Raw genomic sequence first — 24,061 nt, 5'->3', positions numbered from 1 at the left:
CCTTTCCATGCCCGGCCACCGCGGCCAGGCGCCCCAAATGGTGTAGACCAATGTTGGGGTTAGAGTGGTACGTACCACAGGCTCTGTCAAGGCGGTTGCCGGAACGTTGTAAACGCATGCGAGGAGTAGCCGACCGGTTACGCGCGACCCGGGAGCCGCGCCAGAAGTCGTCCGGATAGGAAGGTGTCCCGGACGTTTTTCACCGGCGGGGCACCGGAATTCCGCGCGCCCGCACCGGCGGGCGACGACGAAAACCGCCCCGGGAAAGACTTCTCGGGGCGGCAGTGGTGATCAGGCCGGCGTTTTCACCGGCGGCGCCGCGTGTCTCCGTGCGCGGTGGGCGGCCATCCGCACCGGCGCGTTCGCCACGCCGAACCCGCGGTACCCGCCGATCCGCTGCACCACCTCGAAGAACACCCGCGCCCCCGCCAGCGCGGTGTAGAAGTGCAGGAACTCGCCGTGGGCGTCCCGGTCGTAGAGCAGCGAATGCTCCCGCAGCATGGCCAGCCGCGCGGGCGGCAGGTCCAGCCGGGCGGCCAGGTCGTCGTAGTAGTTGCCCGGGATGTCCAGCAGCGGTGCGCCCGCCGCCCGCATCGCCGCGGCCGCGGACGGCGCATCCGTGCAGGCGAACGCCACGTGCTGCGGTTCGGGGACCGCCGGCGCCCACTCACCGCGGCGGACCACGGCGGCCTCCAGCGTCAGCCGGACCTCCCCCGCCCCGACCGAACGGCTGCGCACCAGCCCGAACGGCGCGGCGAACTCCGTCACCGGCGACGGGGCCAGCCCGAACACCGAGCGGTAGAACAGCGCCGCCTCCTCGAAGTGGTCGAACGGCTGCGTGAGCGCCACGTGATCGATTCCGAAGACCCCGGCGCCGCGGGCCGTTTCCCCGGTCGGCACGAAGTCGTCGCGCCAGTCGTCGCCGCAGAGGAACACCTGGGTCCCGTCCGGCGCCGCGATCGACGCCAGGTCGGCCTCGCGCGGGCCCCGCACCCGGGGCAGGACCGGCGCGCGCAGCGCCTCCGCACGGGCGGCCGAGCGCACCGGGTCGCTGCTGGCCAGCGCGACCGCGCCGACGGCACCGTGCGCCGCGCCGCCTTCGTTGACCACCACCCGGGCGTCGCCCTGCTCCCACAGCTCGACCGGCTTGGTCCGGTGCACGCCGGTGCGCGCGAACCCCAGTGCAGCCAGCACCCCGCCCGCGCCGGGATCGGTCACGACCTCGGCGAACGCGTGCCCGGTCAGCGACGGCGCGGCCGGCAGCTCGAGCACACCCAGGGACTCCTTCAGCGCCAGCAGGGACCGCAGGGCGTCGACCGCGGCCGGGCGCGGGTCGGCCTGGCGGAACACGTCGTTGAAGACTTCCAGGGACAGCGGTCCGCGGTAGCCCGCGTCGAGCACGTGCCCGGTGAACGCGGTCAGGTCGAAGTCGCCCTGACCGGGGAAGAGCCGGTGGTGCCGGCTCCACGGCAGCACGTCCATCGGCAGCTTCGGCGCGTCGGCCAGCTGCAGGAAGAAGATCTTCTCGCCGGGGATCGCGCGGATCGAGGCCGGGTCGTGGCCCTTCGACAGGATGTGGAAGCTGTCGAGGCAGATCCCGAGCGCGGGGTGCGCGGCCCGGCGGACGATGCGCCAGGCGTGCTCGTAGCCGCTGACGTGCCGGCCCCAGGCCAGTGCTTCGTAGGCGACCCGCATCCCGCGTGTCGCGGCCAGCTCCGCCAGGGCGTGCAGCTGCTCCGCGGCCAGTTCGTCGTCGTCGATCGCCTCGGGCGCCACCGAGGAGCAGACCAGCATGGTGTCCGCGCCGAGCTCGGCCATGACGTCGAACTTGCGCGCCGCCCGGCGCAGGTTGGCCGCGTGCAGCCGCGGCGGGACGGCTTCGAAGTCGCGGAACGGCTGGTAGAGGTCGATGGACAGGCCGAGGTCGGCGCAGCGGCGGCGGATTTCGGCGGGGCTCGACGGGGAGACGACCAGGTCGTTCTCGAACAGCTCGACCCCGTCGAACCCGGCCGCGGCGGCCGCGGCGAGCTTGTCTTCCAGGGTGCCGGACAGGCAGACGGTGGCGATGGCGGTGCGCGGTTCAGGCAGCACGGGCGGCCTCCCCTTCCAGTGCGTCGAAGTGCCGCAGCATCCGCGCCGGGTCGGGCTCGGCGCCGGTGAACAGCCGGAACGATTCGGCCGCCTGCAGCACGACCATGCCGCCGCCGTGCAGCACCCGGCAGCCGCGGGCGCGGGCGGCGGCCAGCAGCGGGGTTTCGAGGGGGCGGTAGACGATGTCGGCCACCCACAAGTCTCCATGCAGCAGCTCGGCCGGGACCGGCGAACCGGGATGGGCGGCCATCCCGGTCGGGGTGGCGTGCACGAGGCCGTCGGCGCGGGCGAGCGCGGTCGGGTCGCCGGGTCGCGCGCGCCCTTTGCCGAACCTGTGCTCCAGCGCCCCGGCCAGCCGGGCGCTCCGGCGGTCGTCGACGTCGTGGACGGTGAGCCGCCCGGTGCCCAGCGAGAGGAGTGCGTGGGCGACCGCCGCACCCGCTCCCCCGGCGCCGAGCAGGACGACGTCGTCCAGCGGGACGTCCGGCAGGCCGCGGGTGAGGCTGCGGGCGAACCCGGTCGCGTCGGTGTTGTGGCCGATCGCCCGGTGGTCGCGGAAGACGACGGTGTTGACCGCGCCGAGCGCTTCGGCTTCCGGCGACAGTTCGTCGAGGTGCGGCAGGACGGCCTGCTTGGCCGGGTGGGTGACGTTGAGGCCGTCGAACCCGGCGAGCCGGGCGGCGGCGAGGACGTCGGCGACCGGGCGGCGCAGCACGTCGAGGTCCAGCAGGCGGTAGAGGTAGCGGAGGCCGAGCTCGTCGGCCTCGCGTTCGTGCAGGGCCGGGCTGGCGGACGGCCCGATGCCCGTGCCGACGAGCCCGATCAGGTAGCTGGTCACGCGGTGCCCTCCGTCGCTAATGTACGAACTAGTACGTTCACGTTAGCGCGGCGAGAGCTCCCGCGGAAGCCCTGGGCTAAAGTGGGGCCGTTCACCTGCAGCGGAGGGAGCCCGGTGGCCGCACCATCGTCGGAAGCCGAGCGCCAGCGCGACAAGGACCGGACGCGCGCCGACATCCTCGCGGTGGCCACGCGCGAGTTCGCGGACAAGGGCTACACCGGCGCCCGGGTCGACGAGATCGCCGCCCGCACCAGCACCACCAAGCGGATGATCTACTACTACTTCGGCGGTAAGGAACAGCTCTACATCGCCGTGCTGGAGCGGGCGTACTCCGCGCTCCGGGCCTCGGAACGGCAGCTCGACGTCGAGCACCTCGAGCCCGAGGACGCGCTGCGGCAGCTGGCCGCGCTGACCTTCGACCACCACGAGGCGAACCCGGACTTCATCCGGCTGGTCAGCATCGAGAACATCCACCGCGCGGAACACCTGTCGCAGTCGGAGATCCTGGCCGGACTGGCCGACCCCGCCCTCGGCGGGATCACGCGGATCCTCGAGCGGGGCCGGAAGGCCGGCCTGTTCCGCGAGGACGTCGACGCGCTCGACGTCCACATGGTCATCAGCTCGTTCTGCGTGTTCCGGCTGGCGAACCGGCACACGTTCCAGGCGATCTTCGGCCGCGACATGCTCGACCCGGCCCGCCGCGAGCACTACCGCTCGATGCTCGGCGACCTGGTGATCGACTACCTGACCGCCTGAAATCCCGCTCTTGACACCCGGAGTCCGGTCTCGCACTCTCTATTAACTAACTAGACCGTACATTGCTTCCCCGCCGAACTCTGCGCACCGAAGCACGGACGTCAGGAGAAGAGTTCCCGTGACCGGATCGATGCCCCGCAAGGCGGCGCTGGCCGCCTGGATCGGCAGCGCGCTCGAGTACTACGACTTCTTCATCTACGGCACCGCCGCCGCGCTCGTGTTCGGCAAGGTGTTCTTCCCGGCCTCCTCCCCCGCCACCGGCACCCTGCTGGCCCTGGCCACCTTCGGCGTCGGCTACCTCGCCCGGCCGGTCGGCGCGTTCGTCCTCGGCCACGTCGGCGACCGGTTCGGCCGCAAGCGGGTGCTCGTCTTCACCTTGCTGCTCATGGGTTTCGCGACGTTCTGCGTCGGCTGCTTGCCGACGTACGCGAGCGTCGGCGTCCTCGCCCCGGTTCTGCTGGTCGTGCTCCGCCTGCTGCAAGGACTTTCCGCGGCCGGCGAGCAGGCGGGCGCGAACTCGATGTCGCTGGAGCACGCCCCGGAGCACCGGCGCGCCTACTTCACCAGCTTCACCCTCAGCGGCACGCAGGCCGGGCAGATCCTGGCCACCGCGATCTTCCTGCCGGTCGCCGCGCTGCCGCAGCAAGACCTGCTGACCTGGGGCTGGCGGCTGCCGTTCTGGGCCAGCGCGCTCGTGGTGGTCGTCGGCTTCGTGATCCGGCGCAAGCTCGACGAGACGCCGGTGTTCGAACGCACCGAGGTCGCGAAACTGCCGGTCGCCATCCTGTTCCGGCAGCACTGGGCGGACGTCCTGCGCGTGATCGTCGCGGCGACGATCGCCTCGGTGAGCACGATCTTCACCGTCTACGCGCTGAGCTACGCGGTCAACACGATCGGCCTGTCCCGCACCCCGATGCTCTGGGTGGGCGTGCTGGCGAACATCGTCGCGCTGGCGGCCATCCCGCTGCTGGCCGGGCTCGCCGACCGCGTCGGGCGCAAACCGGTGTTCATCACCGGCTGCCTGGCCTGCGGCGTGCTGATCTTCCCGTACCTGTGGTCGATCTCGATCGGCTCGTACGCGCTGTTGTTCGTGCTCGGCATCGCGCTGTTCGGCGTGGCGTACTCCGGGGTCAACGGGGTCTGGCCGGCGCTCTACGGCGAGATGTTCAGCGCCCGGGTCCGCCTGTCCGGCATGGCGATCGGCACCCAGATCGGCTTCGCGGTGGCGGGCTTCGCCCCCAGCGTCGTGGCGGCGATCGGGTCCGGCAAGCAGGACTGGCTCGGCGTCGCGATCTTCACCGCGGCGGTGTGCGTGGTGGCGGCCCTGGCCGCGGCGACGGCCCGGGAGACCCACCGGGTGCCGACCGCGCACCTGGGCGGCGCGGCACCCGCGGCACCGTCCACTGTGGTCGCGTCCGCTGTGGACGGTTAGAACGGGACACCGGCCGCGGCCGCGAGCGCGCGCACCGCGGTCCACAGCCCGGCGCCGGCGGTCGCGAGGCCGCCGGCGTCCCGGAGCAGGTCCCGGGCCCGGCGCACCTTCGCGCCCACGCCGCCTCCGCCGTGCACGACGTCCCGGTCGACCTCGTCGAGGACGCCGTGCACGGCGTCCTTCGTGGCCGGCGGCAGCCGGGCCGTGTCAAGTTCCGCGCGGACCGCCCGCACCAGCGAGGCGACCTGCCGCGCGTCGAAGCCGCGGTGGATCTCCTGGTGTCCACCGTAGTTGTTGTTGATGTCGCCGTGGACGGCGTTGTTGACCGTCCCCGCCCTGACCTCGCCGTGGAAGTGGATGCCGTCCATCTAGCGCCTCCCGCTCCGGCGGCGCCGCTCGCGCGCCGCCTTGGCCATCACCAGCCCGATCGACGACACCACGCCACCCAGCACGACCAGCGCGAAGCCGAGCGCGCCCAAGGGCACCCCGCCGAAGACGTCCGGACCGAGCGGCGAGGGTGGCGCGGCGAACGAACCCGCCGACATCTCGCCCGCAGTCGCCTTCATGAACCGAAAGATCCCCGACGCGAACAAGCCGAAGCCGGTCAAGCTCATGAGCACCCCGAGGACCATGATCGGCCGGCCGAGCCCCTTCCCGGTCGCCATCAGGGAAAGCGCTTCGCCTTGCGGAGTGGTGAACTCGTACCGGTGGTGCTGTCCCGCCGAGACGTCACCGAAGGACACCCCCGGACGACGGGCGCTGCCAGTTCCGGGTCTGCCGAACGCCGCCCGTCCCGTCGGAGTAGACCGCCGCGATCGGGCCGGATTCGAGCCGGTCACCGTGGCGCAGCGGGTGGTCCTGCCGCGGCGCCAGCCTCAGCCGCAGGTCCGCGTCGGGTCCGCGCCCACCAGCCAAGAGCCGACGTACCACCAATCGTGCACGCGCCGTTTCGATCCTCGCCTCGCCCACCGGCCCTTCTCACGCCGCACGGCTCCCTTCAAGGAAGAGCCGTGCGGCGGCCGAGGGATATAGAGCGAACGGGTGAACTCGTTCAGACCTTCGGGGCCGAGGTGTCCGGAGCCTTCACCCGCTCCAGCAGCAACTGCGCCACATCGCGTACATCGACGTTCTCCGCCTTCTGCTCGCTCTGGCGCTGGACCAGCCCATCGGTCAGCATCACGCGGCAGAACGGGCAGCCCGTCACGATCGTCTCGGCGTCCGTGGCGATCGCCTCGTCCACCCGCTCCAGGTTGATGCGCTTGCCGATCTGCTCTTCCATCCACATGCGGGCGCCACCCGCGCCGCAGCACAACGCCCGGTCCGCGTGGCGGGGCATCTCCGCCAGCGAGGCGCCCGTCGCGCCGACCAGTTCGCGCGGCGGCGTGTAGACCTTGTTGTGGCGTCCGAGGTAGCAGGGGTCGTGATAGGTGACGCGGGGGCCGTCCTCCACCGGCTTCACCGGGGTCAGCTGCCCGCCGCGGACCAGGCGGTTGAGCAGCTGGGTGTGGTGGACGACCTCGTAGTGCCCGTCCAGGTCCGGGTACTCGCGGCTCAGCGTGTTCAGGCAGTGCGGGCACGTGGTGACGATCTTGCGCAGGCGCGGCTCGCGGCCCTCGAACACCGCGTTCAGCGTCTCGGCCGTCTGCTGCGCCATCATCTGGAAGAGGAACTCGTTGCCCGCCCGGCGCGCCGGGTCACCGGTGCAGGACTCCTCCTTGCCCAGCACCACGTACTTCACCCCGGCGATGTGCAGCAGCTCGGCCGTGGCCCGCACGGTCTTGCGCGCCTGGTCGTCGAACGCGCCCGCGCAGCCGACCCAGTAGACGTACTCGACGTCCTCGGCCAGCTCGCCGTCGAACACCGGGACGTCGAAGCCGAGGTCCTTCGTCCAGGCCAGCCGCTCGGAGTTGTTCTGGCCCCACGGGTTGCCCTTGGTCTCCAGGTTCTTGAACAGCCCGCCCAGCTCGGTCGGGAACGCCGACTCGATCATCACCTGGTAGCGGCGCATGTCGACGATGTGGTCGACGTGCTCGATGTCCACCGGGCACTGCTCGACGCACGCGCCGCAGGTGGTGCACGACCACAGGACGTCCGGGTCGATGACACCGCCGTCGTCTTCGGGGCCGACCAGCGGGCGCGCGCCCTCGTGCTCGGTGCCCGCGAGGATGTAGGGCGCCTCCTCGAACAGGTTGTCGCGCAGGTTCATGATGACGAGCTTGGGCGACAACGGCTTCCCGGTGTTCCACGCCGGGCACTGCGACTGGCAGCGGCCGCACTCGGTGCACGTGGTGAAGTCCAGCATGCCCTTCCACGTGAAGTCGCCGATCTTGCCGCGGCCGAACGTGTCGTCCTCGCCCGGGTCCTCGAAGTCGATCGGCTTGCCGCCGGACTCCATCGGCAGCAGCGGGCCGAGCGCGTCCGGCAGCCGCTTCGCCGAGACGTTGATCGGCGCCACGAAGATGTGCAGGTGCTTGGAGTAGAGCACGATCGACAGGAACACCAGCATGACGCCGATGTGCAGGAGCAGGCCGACGGTTTCCAGCACCTCGGTCGTCGAGTGCCCGAGCGGCTCCAGGAGGTTCCCGACGCCGAGCGAGACGTACGCGCCGGAGTCGTACGGGAAGTTGCCGGACGCCGCGGAGGCGCCGCGGAAGAAGAACATCGTCCAGACGACGTTGAAGATCATCAGCAGGATGAGCCACGCGCCGCCGGTGTGCGAGCCGTAGAACCGGGACGCGCGGTCCTTGCGCGCGGGGGCGTTCCGGATCCGGATGATCGTGAACACGCCGAGCGAGGCGGCCACGGCGACGGCGATGAAGTCCTGCAGGAACCCGAGCACCGCCCAGTAGCCGATCCACGGGATGGCGAACTTCTCGTCGAACAGGGCGCCGTACGCCTCGAGGTACACCGAAGCGAGGATCACGAAGCCCCAGAACGTGAAGAAGTGCGCCAGGCCCGGCACCGACCACTTCAGCAGCTTGCGCTGGCCGAACACCTCGCGCACCTGCGCGAAGACCCGGGCACCGAGCTCGTCGGAGCGCTTGGTGTCGGGCTGGCCGGCCTTGATCAGCCGGTACAGGAAGGCCACGCGCTTGCCGGCGACGGCGAGGCCGACGACCGTCATGAGCAGGCCGAGGATGAGACGAACGAGCACGAGTCCTCCGCGTCGTGATGGAAGGACCGGCTCAGTGCGAGCCGGTGTAGTACCGGCACGCCTTGCACGCGTACCGCATCTTCGCGATCCGCCAGTGCTTCCGGTACAGATCGAGGTCGGGCGAGCGCCGGACGCCGAGGCGCTGGTAGCGCCCGGGCCGCCGGCCGGTTTCGTACTGCTCGGTCGCGCGGCCGAGGTGGGCGCGCCGCAGCACGCACCCCCGCGTCCGGCACCGGCCGAGCGCGGTGCGGCAGAACCGGTGCAGGAGCACGAGATCGCCGGTCACTTCTTCGACCACGCCGTAGCCCGGGTGGTCACCCGGCCCGGCGAGCCGCACCGGCAGCCCGCAGTACGCGCATTTGAGCGTGCAGGGAAGACAGCCGGTGAGGTGCCGGATCCGCAGTTCGCGCCGGTCTTCGGACCCGGGTCCCCGGACGCGCGCCGCCATGAGGCCTCCTGAGCGACTGTGATCGGCACCACTGTCTGCTACTGGAGGGTAATGAGGAGATCACGGCACGCGACAGGACCGGACGGCCTAGTTTGAGTGCGCTGTTCGACGCAATTTTTCGAGGAAGGATCACCTTACTGTCCGTACAGCGGACGCTTGACCCCGCGAATCGTACGTTCGGCCCTGCTGCGGCATCCGTGTCCCCCGCCACAATCCCGGCATGACCTACCACCCGGTTCCCTACCGGCCCGCCCGGCTGCCCGACGCCGAAGCCCTCGCCCGGGCCGCTGCGCTCCGGCAGCAGATGGAAACCCGGCGCTCGGTGCGCATGTTCTCCCCCGACCCGGTCCCCGAACGCGCGGTGCTCGACGCGATCGCGGTCGCCTCCACCGCGCCGAGCGGCGCGCACCAGCAGCCGTGGACGTTCGTCCTCGTCTCGGACCCGCAGGTGCGCCGGCGCATCCGCGAAGCCGCCGAGGCCGAGGAACGCGTCTCCTACGACGGACGGCTCGGCGACGAATGGCTCGACGCGCTGCGGCCCCTCGGCACCGACGCGGTCAAGCCCCACCTGACCGACGCGCCGTACCTCATCGTCGTGTTCCAGCAACGGTTCGCCCTCGACGACGACGGCGGCGTCCGCAAGCACTACTACGTCGACGAGTCGGTCGGCATCGCGGTCGGCATGCTTCTGACCTCGCTGCACGTGGCGGGCCTCGCGGCACTGACGCACACGCCGTCACCGATGCGGTTCCTCGGCGAGCTGCTCGGCCGGCCGCGCAACGAAAAGGCGTTCGCGGTGATCCCGGTCGGCTACCCGGCCGACGACTGCGTCGTGCCGGACCTGCGGCGCAAGCCCCTCGACGAAGTCCTCGTGCGGATCTGACCGCCTCAGCCGGGCAGGCCGCCCGGCACCTCGGGGAACGCCGGGCCCGAGAGCAGGTCCGCGCCGTGCTCCTGCCACCACGCGGCCTCGTCCGGTGTCCGCACCCCGGCGACCGACACCGCCGCCCCGGCCGCGTGCGCCGCGTCGATCAGGGCCGACAGCGGCCCGGTCACCAGCGGGTGTTCCCGTTTGGCGGCCAGGCTCGCCGCGATCCGGACCGCCGGGGCGGAGAACTCCGTCAGGCAGGTGACCTCGCCGAGACCGTGGATCTCCGCCCGCACCCCGATTTCCGCCAGGACCTTGAAGTTGTCGGCCGCGTCGCTGACGTCCAGGGCCGCCGCCGGGAAGCCGGGGCGCAGGCGGTCCGGCGCCAGGCCGGTGTCCTCCAGGACGCGCCGGATTTCGCCGACCAGTTCCGGGTCCGCCGCCTGCTGCGCCGTGAGCTCGACGACCAGCGGGACCTCGAGCCCGGACGCCGCCAGCCGTTCGGCCGCCGTGCGCAGCAGCCAGGTGCCCAGCGGGAGCGCCAGCCCGGTTTCCGCGGCCAGCCGCACGCACGTCTCGTGCGGCAGCACGCCTTCGGCCGGGTGGTTCCAGCGCAGCCGCGCCTCCACGCCCTCGGCCGAGCCGGTCGTCGCGGACACCAGCACGCGGTAGCGGGCTTCGACCTCGCCGTTCTCCCACGCTCCCGCCATCGACGCGGCCAAGCCGAAGTCGTGCCGGTCGCGCCGGTCCAGTTCGCGGTCGAACAGGCCCCACTGGTTGCCCGTCCGCTGGGCGCGCCGCAGGGTCAGGTCCGACGCCTGGAGCAGCTCCGCGGGCGTGCTGTCGCGCGGCGGGCGGTGGACGACGCCGATGGCGGCCGACACCGCGACCCCGCGCTGCCCGTCGACGTACTCCGCTTCGGCGAGCTCGCGGGTGATCCGGCGGACGAGCGTCACGACGCCCGGGGTGTCCGCCGTGTTCTGGACGAGCACGCCGAATTCGTCGCCGCCGAGCCGGGCCACGAGCGCGGTCTCCGCTTCGAAGACCGTCTTCAGCTTCGCGGCGACACCGCGCAGCACGCGGTCGCCGAGCTCCTGGCCGAGCCCGCCGTTGATCTGCGAGAAGCCGTCGAGGTCGAGGTGGAACAGGGTCACCCCGCGGGCCGGGTCCGCGTCGCGCAGCAGGGTTTCCAGGCGGGTGCTGAAGAACTGGCGGTTCGGCAGCCCGGTGAGGACGTCGTGCAGGGCCTGGTGGCTCAGGCGCCGCTGCAGCAGCGACACCTCGGTGTCGTCGTCGACGATCGTGAGCAGCTGCCGGGGCACGCCGACCGCGTCCCGGATGACCGACGCGGCGAACGTAGCCCACATCGGCTCGCCGTCCCTGCCGACCAGGCGGCGCCCGGCGCGCAGCCGGTGCAGCCGGCCCGCCACCAGCTCGCCGTAGCTTTCCCGCAACTGCGCGACGTCTTCGGGGTGCACCAGGTCGAACAGCGTCATCGCGGCGATCTCCGCCGGCGTCCGGTTGAGCGTCTTGGCGAGCGCGGCGTTGGCCCGCAGCACCCGGCCGTCCAGCTCGGTGAGCGCCACGCCGCTGGCCGAGCCGGCGAACACCTCCTCGAACTGCGCGCGGCTGATGACGTGCTTCTGCCGCGTCTCCTGCTCGACCTTCAGCAGCGCGCGGCTCAGGCCTTCCTGCCGCTTCTGGATGTCTTCGCGCAGCATCTCGCCGTAGCCGGAGCTGAAGGCGCCGAGCACCAGCACGACCCGCTCGGCCAGCCGATCGACCCCGCGCAGTTCCGGTTCGCGCAGCAACGCCTTGCCCAGCACCTCCAGGCTGCGGCGCAGGCTGCCGGCGCCGACGCAGCGCAGCTCGACGAGCCGCCCGCCCGCCGCCGCGGCCGCCTCGGTGCCCGGCGGATCGCTGGCCACCGCCTCGAACAGCCGCTCGGCCAGGACGGCCAGCTCACGCTCGATCTCCTCGGGCGTGTGCGGCAGGTAGGCGGTCGTGCTGATCAGGTAACCCCACTTGCGCGCGACCACGCCGAGCCGTCTCGCCGCGTGGTCGGCGGACGGTTTCTTCCGCGGGTCGCCGCCGCGGGGATGGGGAGCAGTCACCTCAGGCTGTCCAAGGGTTCAGTGCACACACCGGTTCGGGCCAATCGATATATCTTGGCCCGGAATTCTGCGACGCGCACGGGTTCAGTTTCGTCCGATCGAGTGATAACCCTCCGGAGCGACACCCAGACGGCCCTGCAGCCAGGACCGGGTGGCACTGCGGTATTCGCCGGCGTTTTCGTGCAGCGCCACGGAATGGCCCGCGCCGGGCAGCACGAACATCGACAACTTCGACGGATCGGCGTAATACGGCGCTTCCTGGGCCCGCAACACGGCCGCGTCCGAACAGTCACGCAACGCCGGCACCCCGCAGAAAAGGACGTCCTTTTCCCCGACCACCTGGAAAACCGGTACGGTGATTCCCCACGTCGCGGGCAGGACGATGCCGAACACCGCGACCGTGCCCATGCCGGGGACCGAAACCTGGTCCTTCGTCGCCTCGTCGGCCGCGATGACGGCCGGATCGGCGTCGCCCGCCGCGTAGAACAGGCCGGCGCGCGCGCCGGGTTTCGTCGTGAAGTACAGCGGGTCGCTGCCGAGGCGGCCGAGCTGGCCGTCGAGCAGGGCCGGCTGCAGGCCGAGCGCCGCGCCGAGGGCCAGCACCGGCAGCGCGGGCAGGTGCGTGATGCCGGTGAGGGCCACGCCGTCGACGTCGTGGTAGGCCGACGCCTCCGCCGCGACGATCCCCGACCCGACCGAGTGCCCGACGATGACCACCTTCGCGAACGGCACCCCGCCCACCCGGCCGGCCCGCAGGTGGCCGACCACCTCGTGCATCGACTCGGCCGCGGCCCAGACCGACAACGGCAGGCTCAGCGGCCGGCTGCTGCGCCCCGCGCCGAGCTGGTCGGCGGCGAAGGTCGCGTAGCCGTGCGCGGCCATGTCGCGCTGGTAGGAGTAGCGCTCGGGCTGGTACGGGAGGTCCCAGTACGCGCTGTTGTACGTCCCGCCGTGCACCAGCAGCTGGACCGTGTCCGGTGCCTCGCCGGCGGGCAGGCACAGCCGGCCGTGCACGGTCGCCGGCGCGCCCGGCACCAGCGGTGGCAGGCCCGGGCCGCTGACCGGAAGATCGGTGTCGCTGCAGGAAATCGCGGCGGCTTCGGCGGGAACCGCCGCGGTCAGCGAGGCGAACAGGACACCGCAGGCGAACAACGCCGACGTCAGCTTGAGCGGCCGTCTCAAACCGCAATCCCCTTCCGGCCCGGGCGAGCTGCAGGACCCCGGAACACTACACCCGGTAGTGGATCCGCCACCGTCAGGTCCGGCGGGGCACCACGGTCATCGGCAGCCGGTTGGGCTGCATCGTGGCCTTGATCTGCGCGTACACCTTCTTGCCCGGCACCGGGACCAGGCGCCACCGGGCGCCGATGGTCGCGGCCACGGTGGCGATCTCCGTCGGCGCGAACACGTGCCCCGGGCACAGCCGCGCGCCCGCGCCGAACGGGATGTAGGCGCCCTTCGGCAGTTCCGCGGCACGGCCGGGCGCCCAGCGGTCCGGGTCGAACCGGTCCGGTTCGGGGAACCAGCGCGGATCGCGGTGCAGGGTGTGCTGGCTGACGGCGACCTCGCTGCCCGCCGGGATCCGGACGCCGCCGAGTTCGCCGTCCTCCCGCGCGCGGCGCATGAGGATCAGGGGCGGGGTGCGGCGGACGATCTCGTTCACGATCCGGTGCGTGTAAACCAGTTCCGGCAGGTCTTCGAAGCGCGCCGGGCGGCCGCCGAGGACTTCGTCGACCTCGGCGTGGAACCGGCGTTCGACTTGCGGGTGCTGCCCCAGCTCGTGGAAGAACCAGGCCAGCGCGACGGCGGTGGTCTGCGCGCCGGTGGTCAGGATCGTGATGACCTCGTCGTGCACCTGGCGGTCGGTCATGCCTTCGCCGGTGTCCTCGTCGCGGGCCAGCAGCAGCATCGAGAGCAGGTCGCCGTGGTCGGCTGCTCGACCCCGAGCAGCCGACCGGCGTGTTCATGTTGCTGCTGCTGCACTTCGTGCCCGACTCCTGGGATCCGGCAGGCATCCTCGCCCGCTACCGCGAGCGGCTCGCGCCGGGCAGCTTCCTCGCCGTCACGCACGTCGCGGCGGACCCCGGATCGACCGGCCTCGACGAAGCGATCAAGGTCTACACGACCCGGCAGAACCAGCAGAACCAGCCGTTCCCGCGCACGCACGACCAGGTGCTCCGGTTCTTCGAGGGCTTCGACCTCGTCGAACCGGGCCTGGTCGGCTGCGCGATGTGGAACCCCGAGGGCGCCGGCGACATGTCCGACGACCCCTCGGTCAACTCCCTCCCGTACACGGGCGTGGGCCGCAAACCCTGACTGCCCCGCTCAGCGCAGGGAGAACGTCGCCAGGTTCACCGGGCCGTCGAACGTCAAGTAGACGTCGTGCCTGCCGTTCGCCTTCGCCAGGGCTGCGGTGACCGTCGAGTAGGCGTAGTGGTCACCCGTCGAGGCCACCGGGACCGTGCCCAGCACGCGGCCGGTCGGTGAGTCCAGGCGCACCGTGATGCGCGAAGACGCCGTCGCGGACACCGAGGCCGAGAACCGCGCCGGTCCGTTCAACGCCACATTGCGGTACGCCACCCAGCTGCCGGCCACGGCGGCGACCGAGGTACCCGAGACCTTCGACGTGTCCGTCAAGCTCGTCCCGGAATAGTCGTCGAAGTTCTGGGCCTGGGTCGGGCGGCTCAGGTCCCGCGGCTGGGGCCGCTCCCCCGGCACGTACACCGGCTGCGGTGCCGAGAGTTCGGAGGCGTTGCGGCCCACCGAGAACTCGTACACCCCCGCCGCGACCACGGACCGTTCCCGGGCGACGTCCCAGGACGCCAGGTCGGCCACGGGCACCTCGAACCGCACCGTGCGGGTTTCCTTCGGCTTCAACGTCAGCTTCGAGAAGTCCCGCAACCGCTGCACGCCGGAGTTCTTCGAGTAGAGCTGGACGACGTCGGACCCGCTGCGGGCGCCGGTGTTCGTCACGTCGACGCTCACCCGGACCTGGTCCCCGGACCGGGCCGCCCGCACGTTGTCGTAGCGGAAGCTGGTGTAGCTCAGCCCGTAACCGAACGGGAACAGCGGCTTCCCGCGGTAGTACTGGTAGGTCATCCCGGTCTTGGCGATGTCGTAGTCCAGGATGCTCGGCAGCCCGGCGTCGGAGGCGTACCAGGTCTGCGTCAGCCGCCCGCTCGGGTCCTGGTCGCCGAAGAGCACGTCCGCGACGGCGTGCCCGGTTTCCTGCCCGGCGTGGCTGGTCCACAGGATGCCGGGCACCGACAGGGTGTCCCAGCCGGTCGTCGGGTAGCTGTTCTCCACCACGACGATCGTGTGCGGGTTCGCCTTCTGCACCGCCTCGATCAGCGCGCGCTGCGCCGGGGCGAGCTCGGTGCTGGTGCGGTCGTTGGCCTCGCGGCCGTTGATGAACGGCATGCTGCCGACCACGACGACGGCGGTGTCCGCGTCCTTGACCGCGGCGACCGCGCTGCCGACGCCGCTGGTCAGCACGTCCCGGCCGAACTTCGTCGCGTGCGCGGCGTCCGGGGAGGAGATCGTCAGGACGCCGTCGGCGCCGACGACCGCGAACTTGTTCGGGCCGAACCACGGCTCGTTGACCTCGTTGCCCGCGTACTCGAGCACGTAACTGCCGTCGGGCTGCGCGTCGAGCTTCAGCTGCTGCTGGACGAACCAGCCGGCCGGCTGGTCGACGTCGTTCACCAGGCCGCCACCGGAGTAGCTGAGGAACTTGCCGTTCGCGGCGGCGCGCAGCGTGTTCTTGCCCGCGCCCCAGTCGTAGACGTCGAAGGACTCGGCGGTGCCCGCCACGGTCCCGCCCGCGGTGATCCTGCCGGTGGTCGCGGGGGCCGTCAGGTACCGGCCGGTGGACAGGTCCTTCAGCGCGATCCGGTCGACGCCTTCGGACGAGGCGACCGCGCCCGCCGAGCCGAGTCGCTCCTTGATGCCCTGCAGCGGCGTGACCTTGTACTGCATCGCGCCGGAGTACCAGTCTTCGTACAGCGTGTTCGAGAGCGGGCCGACGACCGCGATCTTCTTGTTCTGCGCGGCGTTCAGCGGCAGCGCGCCGCCGTTGTTGCGCAGCAGCACCATCTGCGCGTCGGCGGTCTTGCGCGCCAGTGCCTGGTGCTCCGGCGACCCGATGACGGCCGGGGTGATCTTCGCGTACGGGTTGCGCCCCGGCGGGTCGAACTCGCCGAGCCGGAACCGCAGCGAAAGCAGGTGGCGGTCGGCGTTTTCGACGTCGGCCATGGTCAGGAAGCCCTTGGCCAGTGCCTCCTTGACCGCGGCGACGGTGATCGACCCGTCGGTGTCGTTGTCGGTGAAGCTGTCGAGCCCGGCCTTGATCGCCGCCGCGTCCGCTTCGGCCTTGGTGGCGTAGTACTTCTCCGAGTTGACCAGGTTGGACGGTGCGCCGGCGTCGCTGACGACGGCGATGTCCTGCGGCGCCCACTTCCGCAGCTTGCCGTCGAGGTCCGGGCTCACGTGGTTGGGCCGCCCGTTGACCAGGTTGTACGACGGCATGACGGCGTTGGCCGCGCCGGCCTGCAGCGGGATCTTGAACGCCTGCTCGTCGTAGTCGTGCAGGATCTTCGGCGGCACCGAGGAGTTGCTGGTGTCGCGGTTGACCTCGTTGTTGTAGGCGAGGAAGTGCTTCAGCGTCGGGGCGGCCTGCAGGTGCCGCGGGTCGTCGCCCTGCATGCCGCGGCCGTAGGCGGTCGCGAACTCGCCGGTCAGGTAGGGGTCTTCGGAGTAGCCCTCTTCGTTGCGGCCCCACCGCGGGTCGCGCAGCAGGTTCACCACCGGCGCCCAGAGGTTCAAGCCCCACAGCGTTGGGTTGCGGGCGTTGAAGCCGCGCGCCTCCTGCCCGACCGCCGCGCCCACCTGCTTCACCAGCGCCGGGTCCCAGGTGGTGGCCAGGCCGATGGCCTGCGGGAACACGGTGCCGTCCGCCTTGACGACGGCACCTTTGTTGTCGTAGTCGGTCGACCAGGCGACGCCGTGCAGGGCTTCGGTGCCGGTCTTGAAGACCCCGATGCCGAGCCGCGGGATGGCCGGTTCGTACTGGTGCAGCAGCGAGATCTTCTCGTCCGCCGTCAGCCGGGACAACAGGTCGTCGATCCGGGTGGCCAGGGGCAGCGACGGATCGCGGAAGGGTGGGGGCGGCGCCGCGAGCGCCGGCGACGGGGCCAGCAGCAGGGTCGCGGCCACCGCCGGGACGAGGGCACGGCGGAAGAGGGACAGGCGCACGGACGGCCTCCGATTCGTCGAATCGTTTCGACGGCGTGGCGCGGAACATTCGCGTCGAACGGCGGGGAACCCGACGACTATTACAGCCGTGTGAGCGCGCGGTCAAGAGTCGCTGGGAACGCTCCCAGGCCGCGTGATCGAACTGGACTTCTCCGGCGCTGAGCTGCGAAAAGAACCGTCAACAGGGTCTTTCGACACTTTCGACGAACGCGCCGGTCGTCGAATAGTCGTCGAATACCGGCAAACGGCGAATGATGCTTGTGTTTCGGGCGGGTGTCACTTACCTTCGTGCCATCGTCGATGCGCTTCGACACCCCATCTCCTCCCCGTCCCCAGGAGGCCGCCCGTGGTCACGATCAACGACGTCGCCAACGCGGCCGGGGTCGCCCCCAGCACGGTGTCGTACGTGATCAGCGGCAAGCGCTCGATCTCGCCGAAGACCCGGCGGCTGGTCGAGGACAGCATCCGCAAGCTCGGCTACCACCCGCACGCCGGGGCGCGGGCGCTGGCCAGCAGCAAGACCAACGTGCTCGCGCTGGTCGTGCCGCTGCGCACGGACCTCAACGTCGCCGTCGTGATGGAGTTCGTCGCCTCGGCGGTCACCGCGGCCCGCGCGCACGACCACGACCTGCTGCTGCTCACCAAGGACGAGGGGCCTGCCGCGCTGCAGCGGGTGGCGTCCTCGGCGATCGCCGACGCGCTGATGGTGATGGACGTCGAAACCGCCGACCCGCGGGTGCCGATGCTCCTGGCCCTCGACCTGCCGGTGGTGCTGATCGGCGTGCCCGACCACCCGGCCGGGCTGAGCTGCGTCGACCTCGACTTCACCGCGGCGGCCTCGGCGTGCGTCGCGCACCTGGCCGAGCTCGGCCACCGCTCGATCGCGCTGATCGGCCCGTCCCCGGCCGTCTACCGGCGCGGGACGAGCTACGCGACGCGGTTCCTGCGCGGCTTCGACGAAGCCACGAAGAGCCGGGACGTGCGCGCCGCCTCCCACGCGTGCGCCCACTCCTACGAGGCGGTGAGCGCCTGTCTCGACGAGCTGCTCGCCGCCGATCCCGGCCTGACCGGCCTGGTCGTGCACAACGAGGCCGTGCTGCCCGGGCTGCTGTCGGACCTGCGCCACCGCGGCCTGCGCGTGCCCGAGGACATCTCGGTCATCGCCGTCTGCCCGGACAGCATGGCCGAGCAGCACGTCGTTTCGCTGACCAACGTGGCCATCCCGGCCGAAGAGGTCGGTACTCAGGCCGTCGAAATGACCATGCGCCGGCTCGCCGGCCACACCACCCCGGAGGTCCGGCTGCTCGGACCCCGCCTCACCCGCCGCGACAGCACCGCCGCGCCGCGCGCCTGAACCGGTTCTGCCGCCGCCGAAGGAGAATCACCATGTCCGTACTTCGTCGTGCCCTCGTGCTCACCGCGGGCGCCGCGCTGCTGGCCGCCTGCAGCCCCAGCCCGGCCCCGTCCGCGCCGGGCGGCGACGGCGCCCCGGCCGCCACATCGATCACCGAGCTCGACTACTACGCCGACGAACAGGGATCCGCCGCCTGGCAGAAGATCCTCGACACCTGCGCGACGCAGACCGGGATCAAGATCGAGCGCCAGAAGGTGCCGACCAACCAGATGCTGCCGAAGGTCCTGCAGGGCGCCAGCTCGAAGACGCTGCCGAACCTGCTCTTCACCGACAACCCGACGCTGCAGCAGGTCGCCGCCACCGGCGCGCTGACCCCGCTGAGCGACTACGGAATCAGCACCGACGGCTACTACGACAGCATCGTCAAGGCCGGCACCTACCAGGGCAAGGTGTACGGCGTCGCCCCCGGCGTCAACGGCCTCGCGCTGATCTACAACAAGGACCTGCTGCAGGCCGCGGGCGTCGAGCCGCCGAAGACGTGGGACGAGCTGAAGACCGCCGCGGCGAAGCTGACCAAGGACGGCAAGTACGGCCTGTCCTTCTCCGCCATCTCCTCGGAAGAGGGCACCTGGCAGTTCCTGCCGTTCTTCTGGAGCAATGGTGCGGAACTGTCGAAGCTGGACTCGCCGCAGGCGGCGCAGGCGCTGCAGTACGTCACCGACCTGGTGAACTCCGGTTCGGCGTCGAAGTCCGTGGTGACCTGGAGCCAGAACGACGTCGCCGACCAGTTCGTCAGCGGCAACACGGCGATGATGATCAACGGCTCGTGGAACATCGCCCGGCTCGACGAGCAGAAGTCGCTGCACTACGGCGTCGTGCCGATCCCGGTGCCGCAGGCCGGCGGCAAGCCGGTGGTCGCCCTCGGCGGCGAGGTCGGCGCGGTGCCGGTGAGCAGCGGGCCCGCCCAGCAGGCCGCCGGCAAGGTGCTCTCGTGCATCCTCTCCGAGCCGACGATGCTCGAGTGGAGCAAGGCACACGCCTACATCCCGTCGAAGACGGCCGTGGCGCAGAAGTTCGGCACCGAGCAGCCGGCGATGCAGGCCTTCGTCGACGAGGTCGGCACGGCCCGCTCCCGCACCGCCGAGCTCGGCGAGAAGTACCCGAAGGTCTCGCAGGCGCTGGCCGACGCGCTCCAGGCGGCGTTGACCGGGAAGACGCCGGTCGACGCGGCCCTCAAGACCGCGCAGCAGGCGAGCGGCTCGTGACGGTCGCCGCCGCCCCGACGGTCTCGGCGGCACCCCGCGCGAACCGGAAGTCCCGCCGGGACAACCGGTTCGCCGCGTGGGCGTTCCTGCTGCCGGCCCTGGCCTACATCATCGTGTTCTTCGGCTATCCCCTGGTCGCGAACCTGGTGATGAGCACCCAGAACTACACGGTGAAGTCGTTCTACACCGGCGAAGCGCCCTTCGTCGGCATCGCGAACTACTCCGCCGTGCTGAACAACCCGCTGTTCTCGACGGCGGCCCTCAACACGGTCCTGTTCACCGCCGGGTCGATCGTGTTCCAGTTCGGCATCGGCCTGGCGCTCGCGGTGTTCTTCAACGGCCGCTTCCTCGGCAGCGCGTTGCTGCGGTCGCTGCTCCTGCTGCCGTGGCTGCTGCCGCTGGTGGTCAGCGGCGCGGTCTGGCGGTGGATGTTCGACCAGGACCACGGCGTGCTCAACGCGGGCCTGCGGTTCCTGGGCTTCGACGCGGTGCCGTGGCTGAGCAGCACGAGCTGGGCGCTGCCGGCGGTGATCGTCACCAACATCTGGATCGGCATCCCGTTCAACCTGGTGATCCTGCACGGCGGGCTGCGGGCGATCCCGGCGTCGCTCTACGAAGCCGCGGCGCTCGACGGCGCCGGGGCGTGGCAGCGGTTCCGGCACGTCACCTGGCCGCTGCTGCGGCCGGTCACCGGGATCGTGCTCATGCTCGGGCTGGTCTACACGATCAAGGTGTTCGACGTGATCATGGTCGTCACCGGCGGCGGGCCGGCCGGCTCGACGCAGACGCTGACCACGTGGTCGTACCGGCTGTCCTTCCAGGACTTCGCGTTCGGGCAGGGCGCGGCGGTCGGCAACGTCCTCATCGTGGTGGCGACCCTCTTCGGGCTGCTCTATCTGCGTTCGGCGAAGGCGAGTTTGGCGGAGGCGGCATGAGGACGGCGAACTGGCCGCGGACGGTGCTCGGCGTGCTGATCGTCGCGGTGCTGCTGTTCCCGCTGTACTGGATGGTCAACGCTTCGCTGCAGCCCAGCGGCGCGCTGCTGCGCCCCGACCCGGCGTTCTTCCCCGTCGGCGGCACGCTGGACGGCTACCGCAAGGCCGTCTCGACGCAGGGGCCGAACCTGCTCTCCAGCGTCGTCGTCGCGCTCGGCACGGTGGTCGTGTCGCTGGTCGTGGCGGCACCGGCGTCGTACGCGCTGGCCCAGCTGAAGGTGCGCGGCGGCCCGGTGCTGGTGTTCGTGCTGCTCATCGTGCAGATGATCCCCGGGATCGTGATGGCCAACGCGCTCTACACGGTGTTCAGCAACCTCGGCCTGATCGACAACTACCTCGGGCTGGTGCTCGCCGACTCCACCGCGACCATCCCGTTCGCCATCCTGCTGCTGCGGGCGTTCATGATCTCCGTGCCGAAGGAGCTCACCGAAGCGTCCCGGGTGGACGGTGCCGGGTACTGGCGCACGTTCGGCTCGATCATCCTGCCGGTCAGCCGCAACGCCCTCGTCACCGCCGGGCTGTTCTCGTTCCTGTTCGCCTGGGCGGACTTCCTGTTCGCCGTCACCCTGACCACCGGGCAGTCGTTCGAGCCCATCACCGTGGGCATCTACCGGTTCGTCGGCAACCAGTCCGCCGACTGGAACGGGATCATGGCCACCGCCGTCCTCGCCGCGATCCCCGCGGCCGTCCTGCTGGTCGTCGCCCAGCGCTACGTCGTCGCCGGGCTCACCAGCGGCGCCGTCAAAGACTAGTTCCTCTCTCCAAGGAGATTCCGTGATCGCCACGACCGAAGACGGCCGCTCGCTCGAAGTCAGCGTGCGCCACGAGGTGCTGCGCATCGAGCCGTGGGGTGACGGCAGCCTGCGCGTGCGGGCCGGACGGCACCGCATCCTCGACGACGTCCCGGGTGCGCTGCTGCCCGCGAAGCCGTCCGCCGCCACCGCCTCGGTGGAGGGGCGGACCGGCCGGGTGGTCAACGGCGCGCTCACCGCGATCGTCGAGATCGCCGACACCGACACCGGGATCGACGCGCAGCTGAAATTCGTCCGCACCGACACCGGCGAGGAGCTGCTTTCCGAGCAGCGCGCCCACTTCTGGTGGCCCGGCGCGCGGCTGTTCATGCCCTCGCGCAACGGCTACGGCCGGCTGGAACAGCGCTTCAGCGCCTACGACGACGAGCGGATCTACGGGCTCGGGCAGCACACGCACGGCCGGCTCGACCAGAAGGGCCTCGTGCTCGACCTGGTGCAGCGCAACGCCGAGGTGTCGGTGCCGTTCCTGCTGTCCAGCCGCGGCTACGGGTTCCTCTGGAACAGCCCCGCCGTCGGCCGGGTCGAGCTGGCGGAGAACGGCACCCGCTGGGTCGCCGACGACGCCCGCCAGCTCGACTACTGGATCACCACCGGCGACGGCCCACGGCAGATCCTCGGCCACTACGCCGACGCGACCGGCCACGCGCCGATGCTGCCGGAGTGGGCGGCCGGGTTCTGGCAGTCGAAGCTGCGCTACCGCACGCAGGAGGAGCTCCTGTCCGTCGCGCGGGAGTACCACGAACGCGGGTTGCCGCTGTCGGTGATCGTGGCGGACTTCTTCCACTGGACGCACCTCGGCGACTGGAAGTTCGACCCGGCCGAGTGGCCCGACCCGGCCGGGCTGGTGCGCGAGCTCTCCGACCTCGGCGTCAAGCTGATGGTCTCGGTGTGGCCGTCGGTGAACCCGCTCTCGGAGAACTACCGCGAGCTGCACGAACAGGGCCTGCTGGTGGCCGCCGAGAGCGGTGTCCCGGCGCACGCGCCGTGGAAGGACAAGGGCTTCGGCGTCGAGATGCCGGTGGCGTTCTACGACGCGACGAACCCGGAGGCGCGGCGGTTCGTCTGGAACAAGGTCAAGGAGAACTACTACGACCTCGGCGTGCGCGCGTGGTGGCTGGACGGCGACGAGCCGGAGATCCAGCCGGGCCACCCGCACAACCTGGGCTTCCACGCCGGTCCGGGCGCGGAGGTGTTCAACCTCTACCCGCAGGCGAACGCGCAGACCTTCCACGACGGCATCCGCGCCGAGGGCGACGACGAGGTGGTGCTGCTGTCCCGGTCGGCGTGGGCGGGCAGCCAGCGGTTCGGGGCGGCGCTGTGGTCGGGTGACGTCGGGGCGACGTGGCCGTCGCTGCGGGCCCAGGTCCGGGCCGGGCTGAACGTCGCCTTGGCCGGCATCCCCTGGTGGACCACCGACATCGGCGGCTTCCACGGCGGCGATCCCGAGTCGCCCGAGTATCGCGAGCTGATGGTGCGCTGGTTCTCCTACGGCGTGTTCTGCCCGCTGTTCCGCCTGCACGGCTTCCGCGATCCGCGCCCGGCGTTCGGGCCGGAGATGACCGGCGGCCCCAACGAGGTCTGGTCGTTCGGCGAGGCCGCGTACGAGGCGATCACGGCGTCGCTGCGCCTGCGGGAGCGGCTGCGGCCGTACCTGATGGAGCAGATGCGGGTGGCCCACGAGCAGGGCGTCCCCCCGATGCGGCCGGTGTTCGTCGACTTCCCGGCGGACCCGGCGGCCTGGGACGTGGACGACCAGTTCCTCCTCGGGCCGGACGTGCTGGTGGCCCCGGTGCTCGAACCGGGGGTCACCACGCGCCGGGTGTACCTGCCCGCGGGCGCGACCTGGACGGACGCGGTGGCCGGAACCCGGCACGAGGGCGGCGAATGGGTCGAGGCCCCCGCGCCGGCCGAGCGCATCCCGGTGTTCCTCCGCGACGGGGCGGACCTGCCGATCCGCGACGCGTAGTCACTGCTTCCGCAGCTCGACCCACGGCTGCGGCTCGGGTTCGCCCGGTGCCCAGCCCGGCGGCCAGCTCCCGGCCACGTCGATCCGGACGTGGGCCCCGGTGAAGTCGTACTCGGTGACCGTCGCGCCCGTGAAGTCGACAGGGCCGGCGAAGGAGGCCTCCACGAAGCTCGCCTTGCGGACTTCGCAGCCCCGCAGGTCCACCGCGTAGAGCACGACGTCGTCGAGGTCGAGGTCCATCCCGGGCCAGAACCGCGGGGACTCGCGGTGCAGGTGGGGCCGCAGGAGCTGCCACAGCTCGGCCTGCCAAGCGACCGGGTCCGGCCAGTCGTCGTCGAACCGGGCGGCGATGGCGTGGACGCATTCCTGGCGCCGCTCGGGGTCGCCGTCGGCCTGCTCGGCGAAGGAGGCCAGCTCGGCCAGCCGGATGGTGTGCTCGTCCGCCAGCAGCTGCGCGGCGACCTCGTCGGGCACCGGCTCCGGGGGCGCCGACGGGGTCAGCACCTCGGCGGGGCGGTCGCGGCGCAGGAGCAGCCACGCCGTGACCGACCCGGACGCGGCGCCGATCAAGGCCAGGACCGCGAACGGGGTGACGGTGGACATACCCGCCATTCTCCCGGCCGGGGCCAGCGAATTAAGGGGACCGGTGGGTCCAAAGCCGACCCCGGAGGGTGCCGCGACCCGGCCGCGGATCATCGAGCGGGAACCGGGGAGC

General features: G+C 71.3%; 19 protein-coding genes and 1 pseudogene. 9 read left to right on the top strand and 11 right to left on the bottom strand.

What is annotated here, in order from left to right; translation table 11 throughout:
* Window positions 1–291: 291 nt before the first annotated feature.
* Window positions 292–2,091 (bottom strand): sugar phosphate isomerase/epimerase and 4-hydroxyphenylpyruvate domain-containing protein, encoded by a 1,800-nt coding sequence (locus IE317_RS11700; RefSeq protein ID WP_191309245.1) that lies wholly within the window; start codon window positions 2,089–2,091, stop codon window positions 292–294.
* A complete protein-coding gene (locus tag IE317_RS11695) occupies window positions 2,081–2,929 on the bottom strand; it encodes a shikimate dehydrogenase (protein ID WP_191309243.1) in 849 nt (282 codons plus the stop codon). The genes IE317_RS11700 and IE317_RS11695 overlap by 11 nt, the downstream gene beginning before the upstream one ends.
* Before the next feature lie 114 nt (window positions 2,930–3,043).
* On the opposite strand from IE317_RS11695, the gene IE317_RS11690 reads away from it, so the two are divergent.
* Both IE317_RS11690 and IE317_RS11685 read left to right on the top strand, forming a co-directional pair.
* Window positions 3,044–3,685, top strand: coding sequence for a TetR/AcrR family transcriptional regulator (locus IE317_RS11690; protein WP_191309241.1), 642 nt, complete (start codon window positions 3,044–3,046; stop codon window positions 3,683–3,685).
* Between the two features lie 118 nt (window positions 3,686–3,803).
* Complete coding sequence (locus IE317_RS11685; protein ID WP_229902649.1) at window positions 3,804–5,117, top strand: MFS transporter; 1,314 nt, start codon at window positions 3,804–3,806, stop codon at window positions 5,115–5,117.
* Here IE317_RS11685 and IE317_RS11680 read toward each other — a convergent pair.
* The 4 genes from IE317_RS11680 to IE317_RS11665 form a co-directional block, all read right to left on the bottom strand.
* Entirely contained in the window at window positions 5,114–5,485 is a 372-nt protein-coding gene (locus IE317_RS11680) for a hypothetical protein (protein ID WP_191309239.1), read from the bottom strand. The genes IE317_RS11685 and IE317_RS11680 overlap by 4 nt on opposite strands.
* A complete protein-coding gene (locus IE317_RS44490; RefSeq protein WP_229902648.1) occupies window positions 5,486–5,860 on the bottom strand; it encodes a hypothetical protein in 375 nt (124 codons plus the stop codon).
* A gap of 308 nt (window positions 5,861–6,168) precedes the next feature.
* Window positions 6,169–8,271 carry a (Fe-S)-binding protein gene (locus IE317_RS11670; protein WP_191309237.1) on the bottom strand — a complete coding sequence of 701 codons (2,103 nt, stop codon included), beginning with the start codon at window positions 8,269–8,271 and terminating at the stop codon, window positions 6,169–6,171.
* Between the two features lie 31 nt (window positions 8,272–8,302).
* Window positions 8,303–8,719: a hypothetical protein gene (locus IE317_RS11665; RefSeq protein WP_191309235.1), complete on the bottom strand. Its 417-nt coding sequence runs from the start codon at window positions 8,717–8,719 to the stop codon at window positions 8,303–8,305.
* 220 nt (window positions 8,720–8,939) lie between these two features.
* On the opposite strand from IE317_RS11665, the gene IE317_RS11660 reads away from it, so the two are divergent.
* The gene (locus IE317_RS11660; protein ID WP_191309233.1) at window positions 8,940–9,602 is read left to right on the top strand and encodes a nitroreductase family protein; all 663 of its coding nucleotides are present in this window, start codon (window positions 8,940–8,942) and stop codon (window positions 9,600–9,602) included.
* 5 nt (window positions 9,603–9,607) lie between these two features.
* On the opposite strand, the gene IE317_RS11655 is transcribed toward IE317_RS11660, so the two are convergent.
* The 3 genes and pseudogenes from IE317_RS11655 to IE317_RS11645 form a co-directional block, all read right to left on the bottom strand.
* Window positions 9,608–11,701, bottom strand: coding sequence for a GGDEF domain-containing protein (locus tag IE317_RS11655; protein ID WP_191309231.1), 2,094 nt, complete (start codon window positions 11,699–11,701; stop codon window positions 9,608–9,610).
* A gap of 84 nt (window positions 11,702–11,785) precedes the next feature.
* Window positions 11,786–12,883 (bottom strand): alpha/beta fold hydrolase, encoded by a 1,098-nt coding sequence (locus IE317_RS11650; protein WP_191309229.1) that lies wholly within the window; start codon window positions 12,881–12,883, stop codon window positions 11,786–11,788.
* A gap of 73 nt (window positions 12,884–12,956) precedes the next feature.
* Window positions 12,957–13,649 (bottom strand): annotated as a pseudogene (locus tag IE317_RS11645) (cytochrome P450); the annotation flags it as partial.
* Between the two features lie 11 nt (window positions 13,650–13,660).
* On the opposite strand from IE317_RS11645, the gene IE317_RS11640 reads away from it, so the two are divergent.
* Complete coding sequence (locus IE317_RS11640; RefSeq protein WP_229902647.1) at window positions 13,661–14,017, top strand: SAM-dependent methyltransferase; 357 nt, start codon at window positions 13,661–13,663, stop codon at window positions 14,015–14,017.
* Window positions 14,018–14,026: 9 nt separating this feature from the next.
* Here the strand turns inward: IE317_RS11640 and IE317_RS11635 are convergent, their stop codons facing one another.
* Entirely contained in the window at window positions 14,027–16,954 is a 2,928-nt protein-coding gene (locus IE317_RS11635; RefSeq protein WP_191309224.1) for a glycoside hydrolase family 3 protein, read from the bottom strand.
* 346 nt (window positions 16,955–17,300) lie between these two features.
* On the opposite strand from IE317_RS11635, the gene IE317_RS11630 reads away from it, so the two are divergent.
* From IE317_RS11630 to IE317_RS11610, 5 genes are read left to right on the top strand one after another with little or no spacing between them, the layout of a single operon-like run.
* Window positions 17,301–18,308, top strand: a complete 1,008-nt coding sequence (locus IE317_RS11630) for a LacI family DNA-binding transcriptional regulator (RefSeq protein WP_191309223.1) — start codon at window positions 17,301–17,303, stop codon at window positions 18,306–18,308.
* 32 nt (window positions 18,309–18,340) lie between these two features.
* Window positions 18,341–19,573: a sugar ABC transporter substrate-binding protein gene (locus IE317_RS11625; RefSeq protein WP_191309221.1), complete on the top strand. Its 1,233-nt coding sequence runs from the start codon at window positions 18,341–18,343 to the stop codon at window positions 19,571–19,573.
* Window positions 19,570–20,508, top strand: coding sequence for a carbohydrate ABC transporter permease (locus tag IE317_RS11620; protein WP_191309219.1), 939 nt, complete (start codon window positions 19,570–19,572; stop codon window positions 20,506–20,508). The genes IE317_RS11625 and IE317_RS11620 overlap by 4 nt, the downstream gene beginning before the upstream one ends.
* Window positions 20,505–21,320: a carbohydrate ABC transporter permease gene (locus IE317_RS11615; RefSeq protein WP_191309217.1), complete on the top strand. Its 816-nt coding sequence runs from the start codon at window positions 20,505–20,507 to the stop codon at window positions 21,318–21,320. Before IE317_RS11620 ends, IE317_RS11615 begins: the two co-directional genes overlap by 4 nt.
* A gap of 22 nt (window positions 21,321–21,342) precedes the next feature.
* Complete coding sequence (locus IE317_RS11610) at window positions 21,343–23,346, top strand: glycoside hydrolase family 31 protein (protein WP_191309215.1); 2,004 nt, start codon at window positions 21,343–21,345, stop codon at window positions 23,344–23,346.
* Here the strand turns inward: IE317_RS11610 and IE317_RS11605 are convergent, their stop codons facing one another.
* Window positions 23,347–23,949 carry a pentapeptide repeat-containing protein gene (locus IE317_RS11605; protein ID WP_191309213.1) on the bottom strand — a complete coding sequence of 201 codons (603 nt, stop codon included), beginning with the start codon at window positions 23,947–23,949 and terminating at the stop codon, window positions 23,347–23,349.
* Window positions 23,950–24,061 lie beyond the last annotated feature (112 nt).

This window comes from Amycolatopsis bullii (assembly GCF_014654205.1).
Lineage (GTDB): Bacteria > Actinomycetota > Actinomycetes > Mycobacteriales > Pseudonocardiaceae > Amycolatopsis > Amycolatopsis plumensis.
Note: the sequence above shows the minus strand (reverse complement) of the source record. Positions and strands in the feature narration are given on the sequence as shown.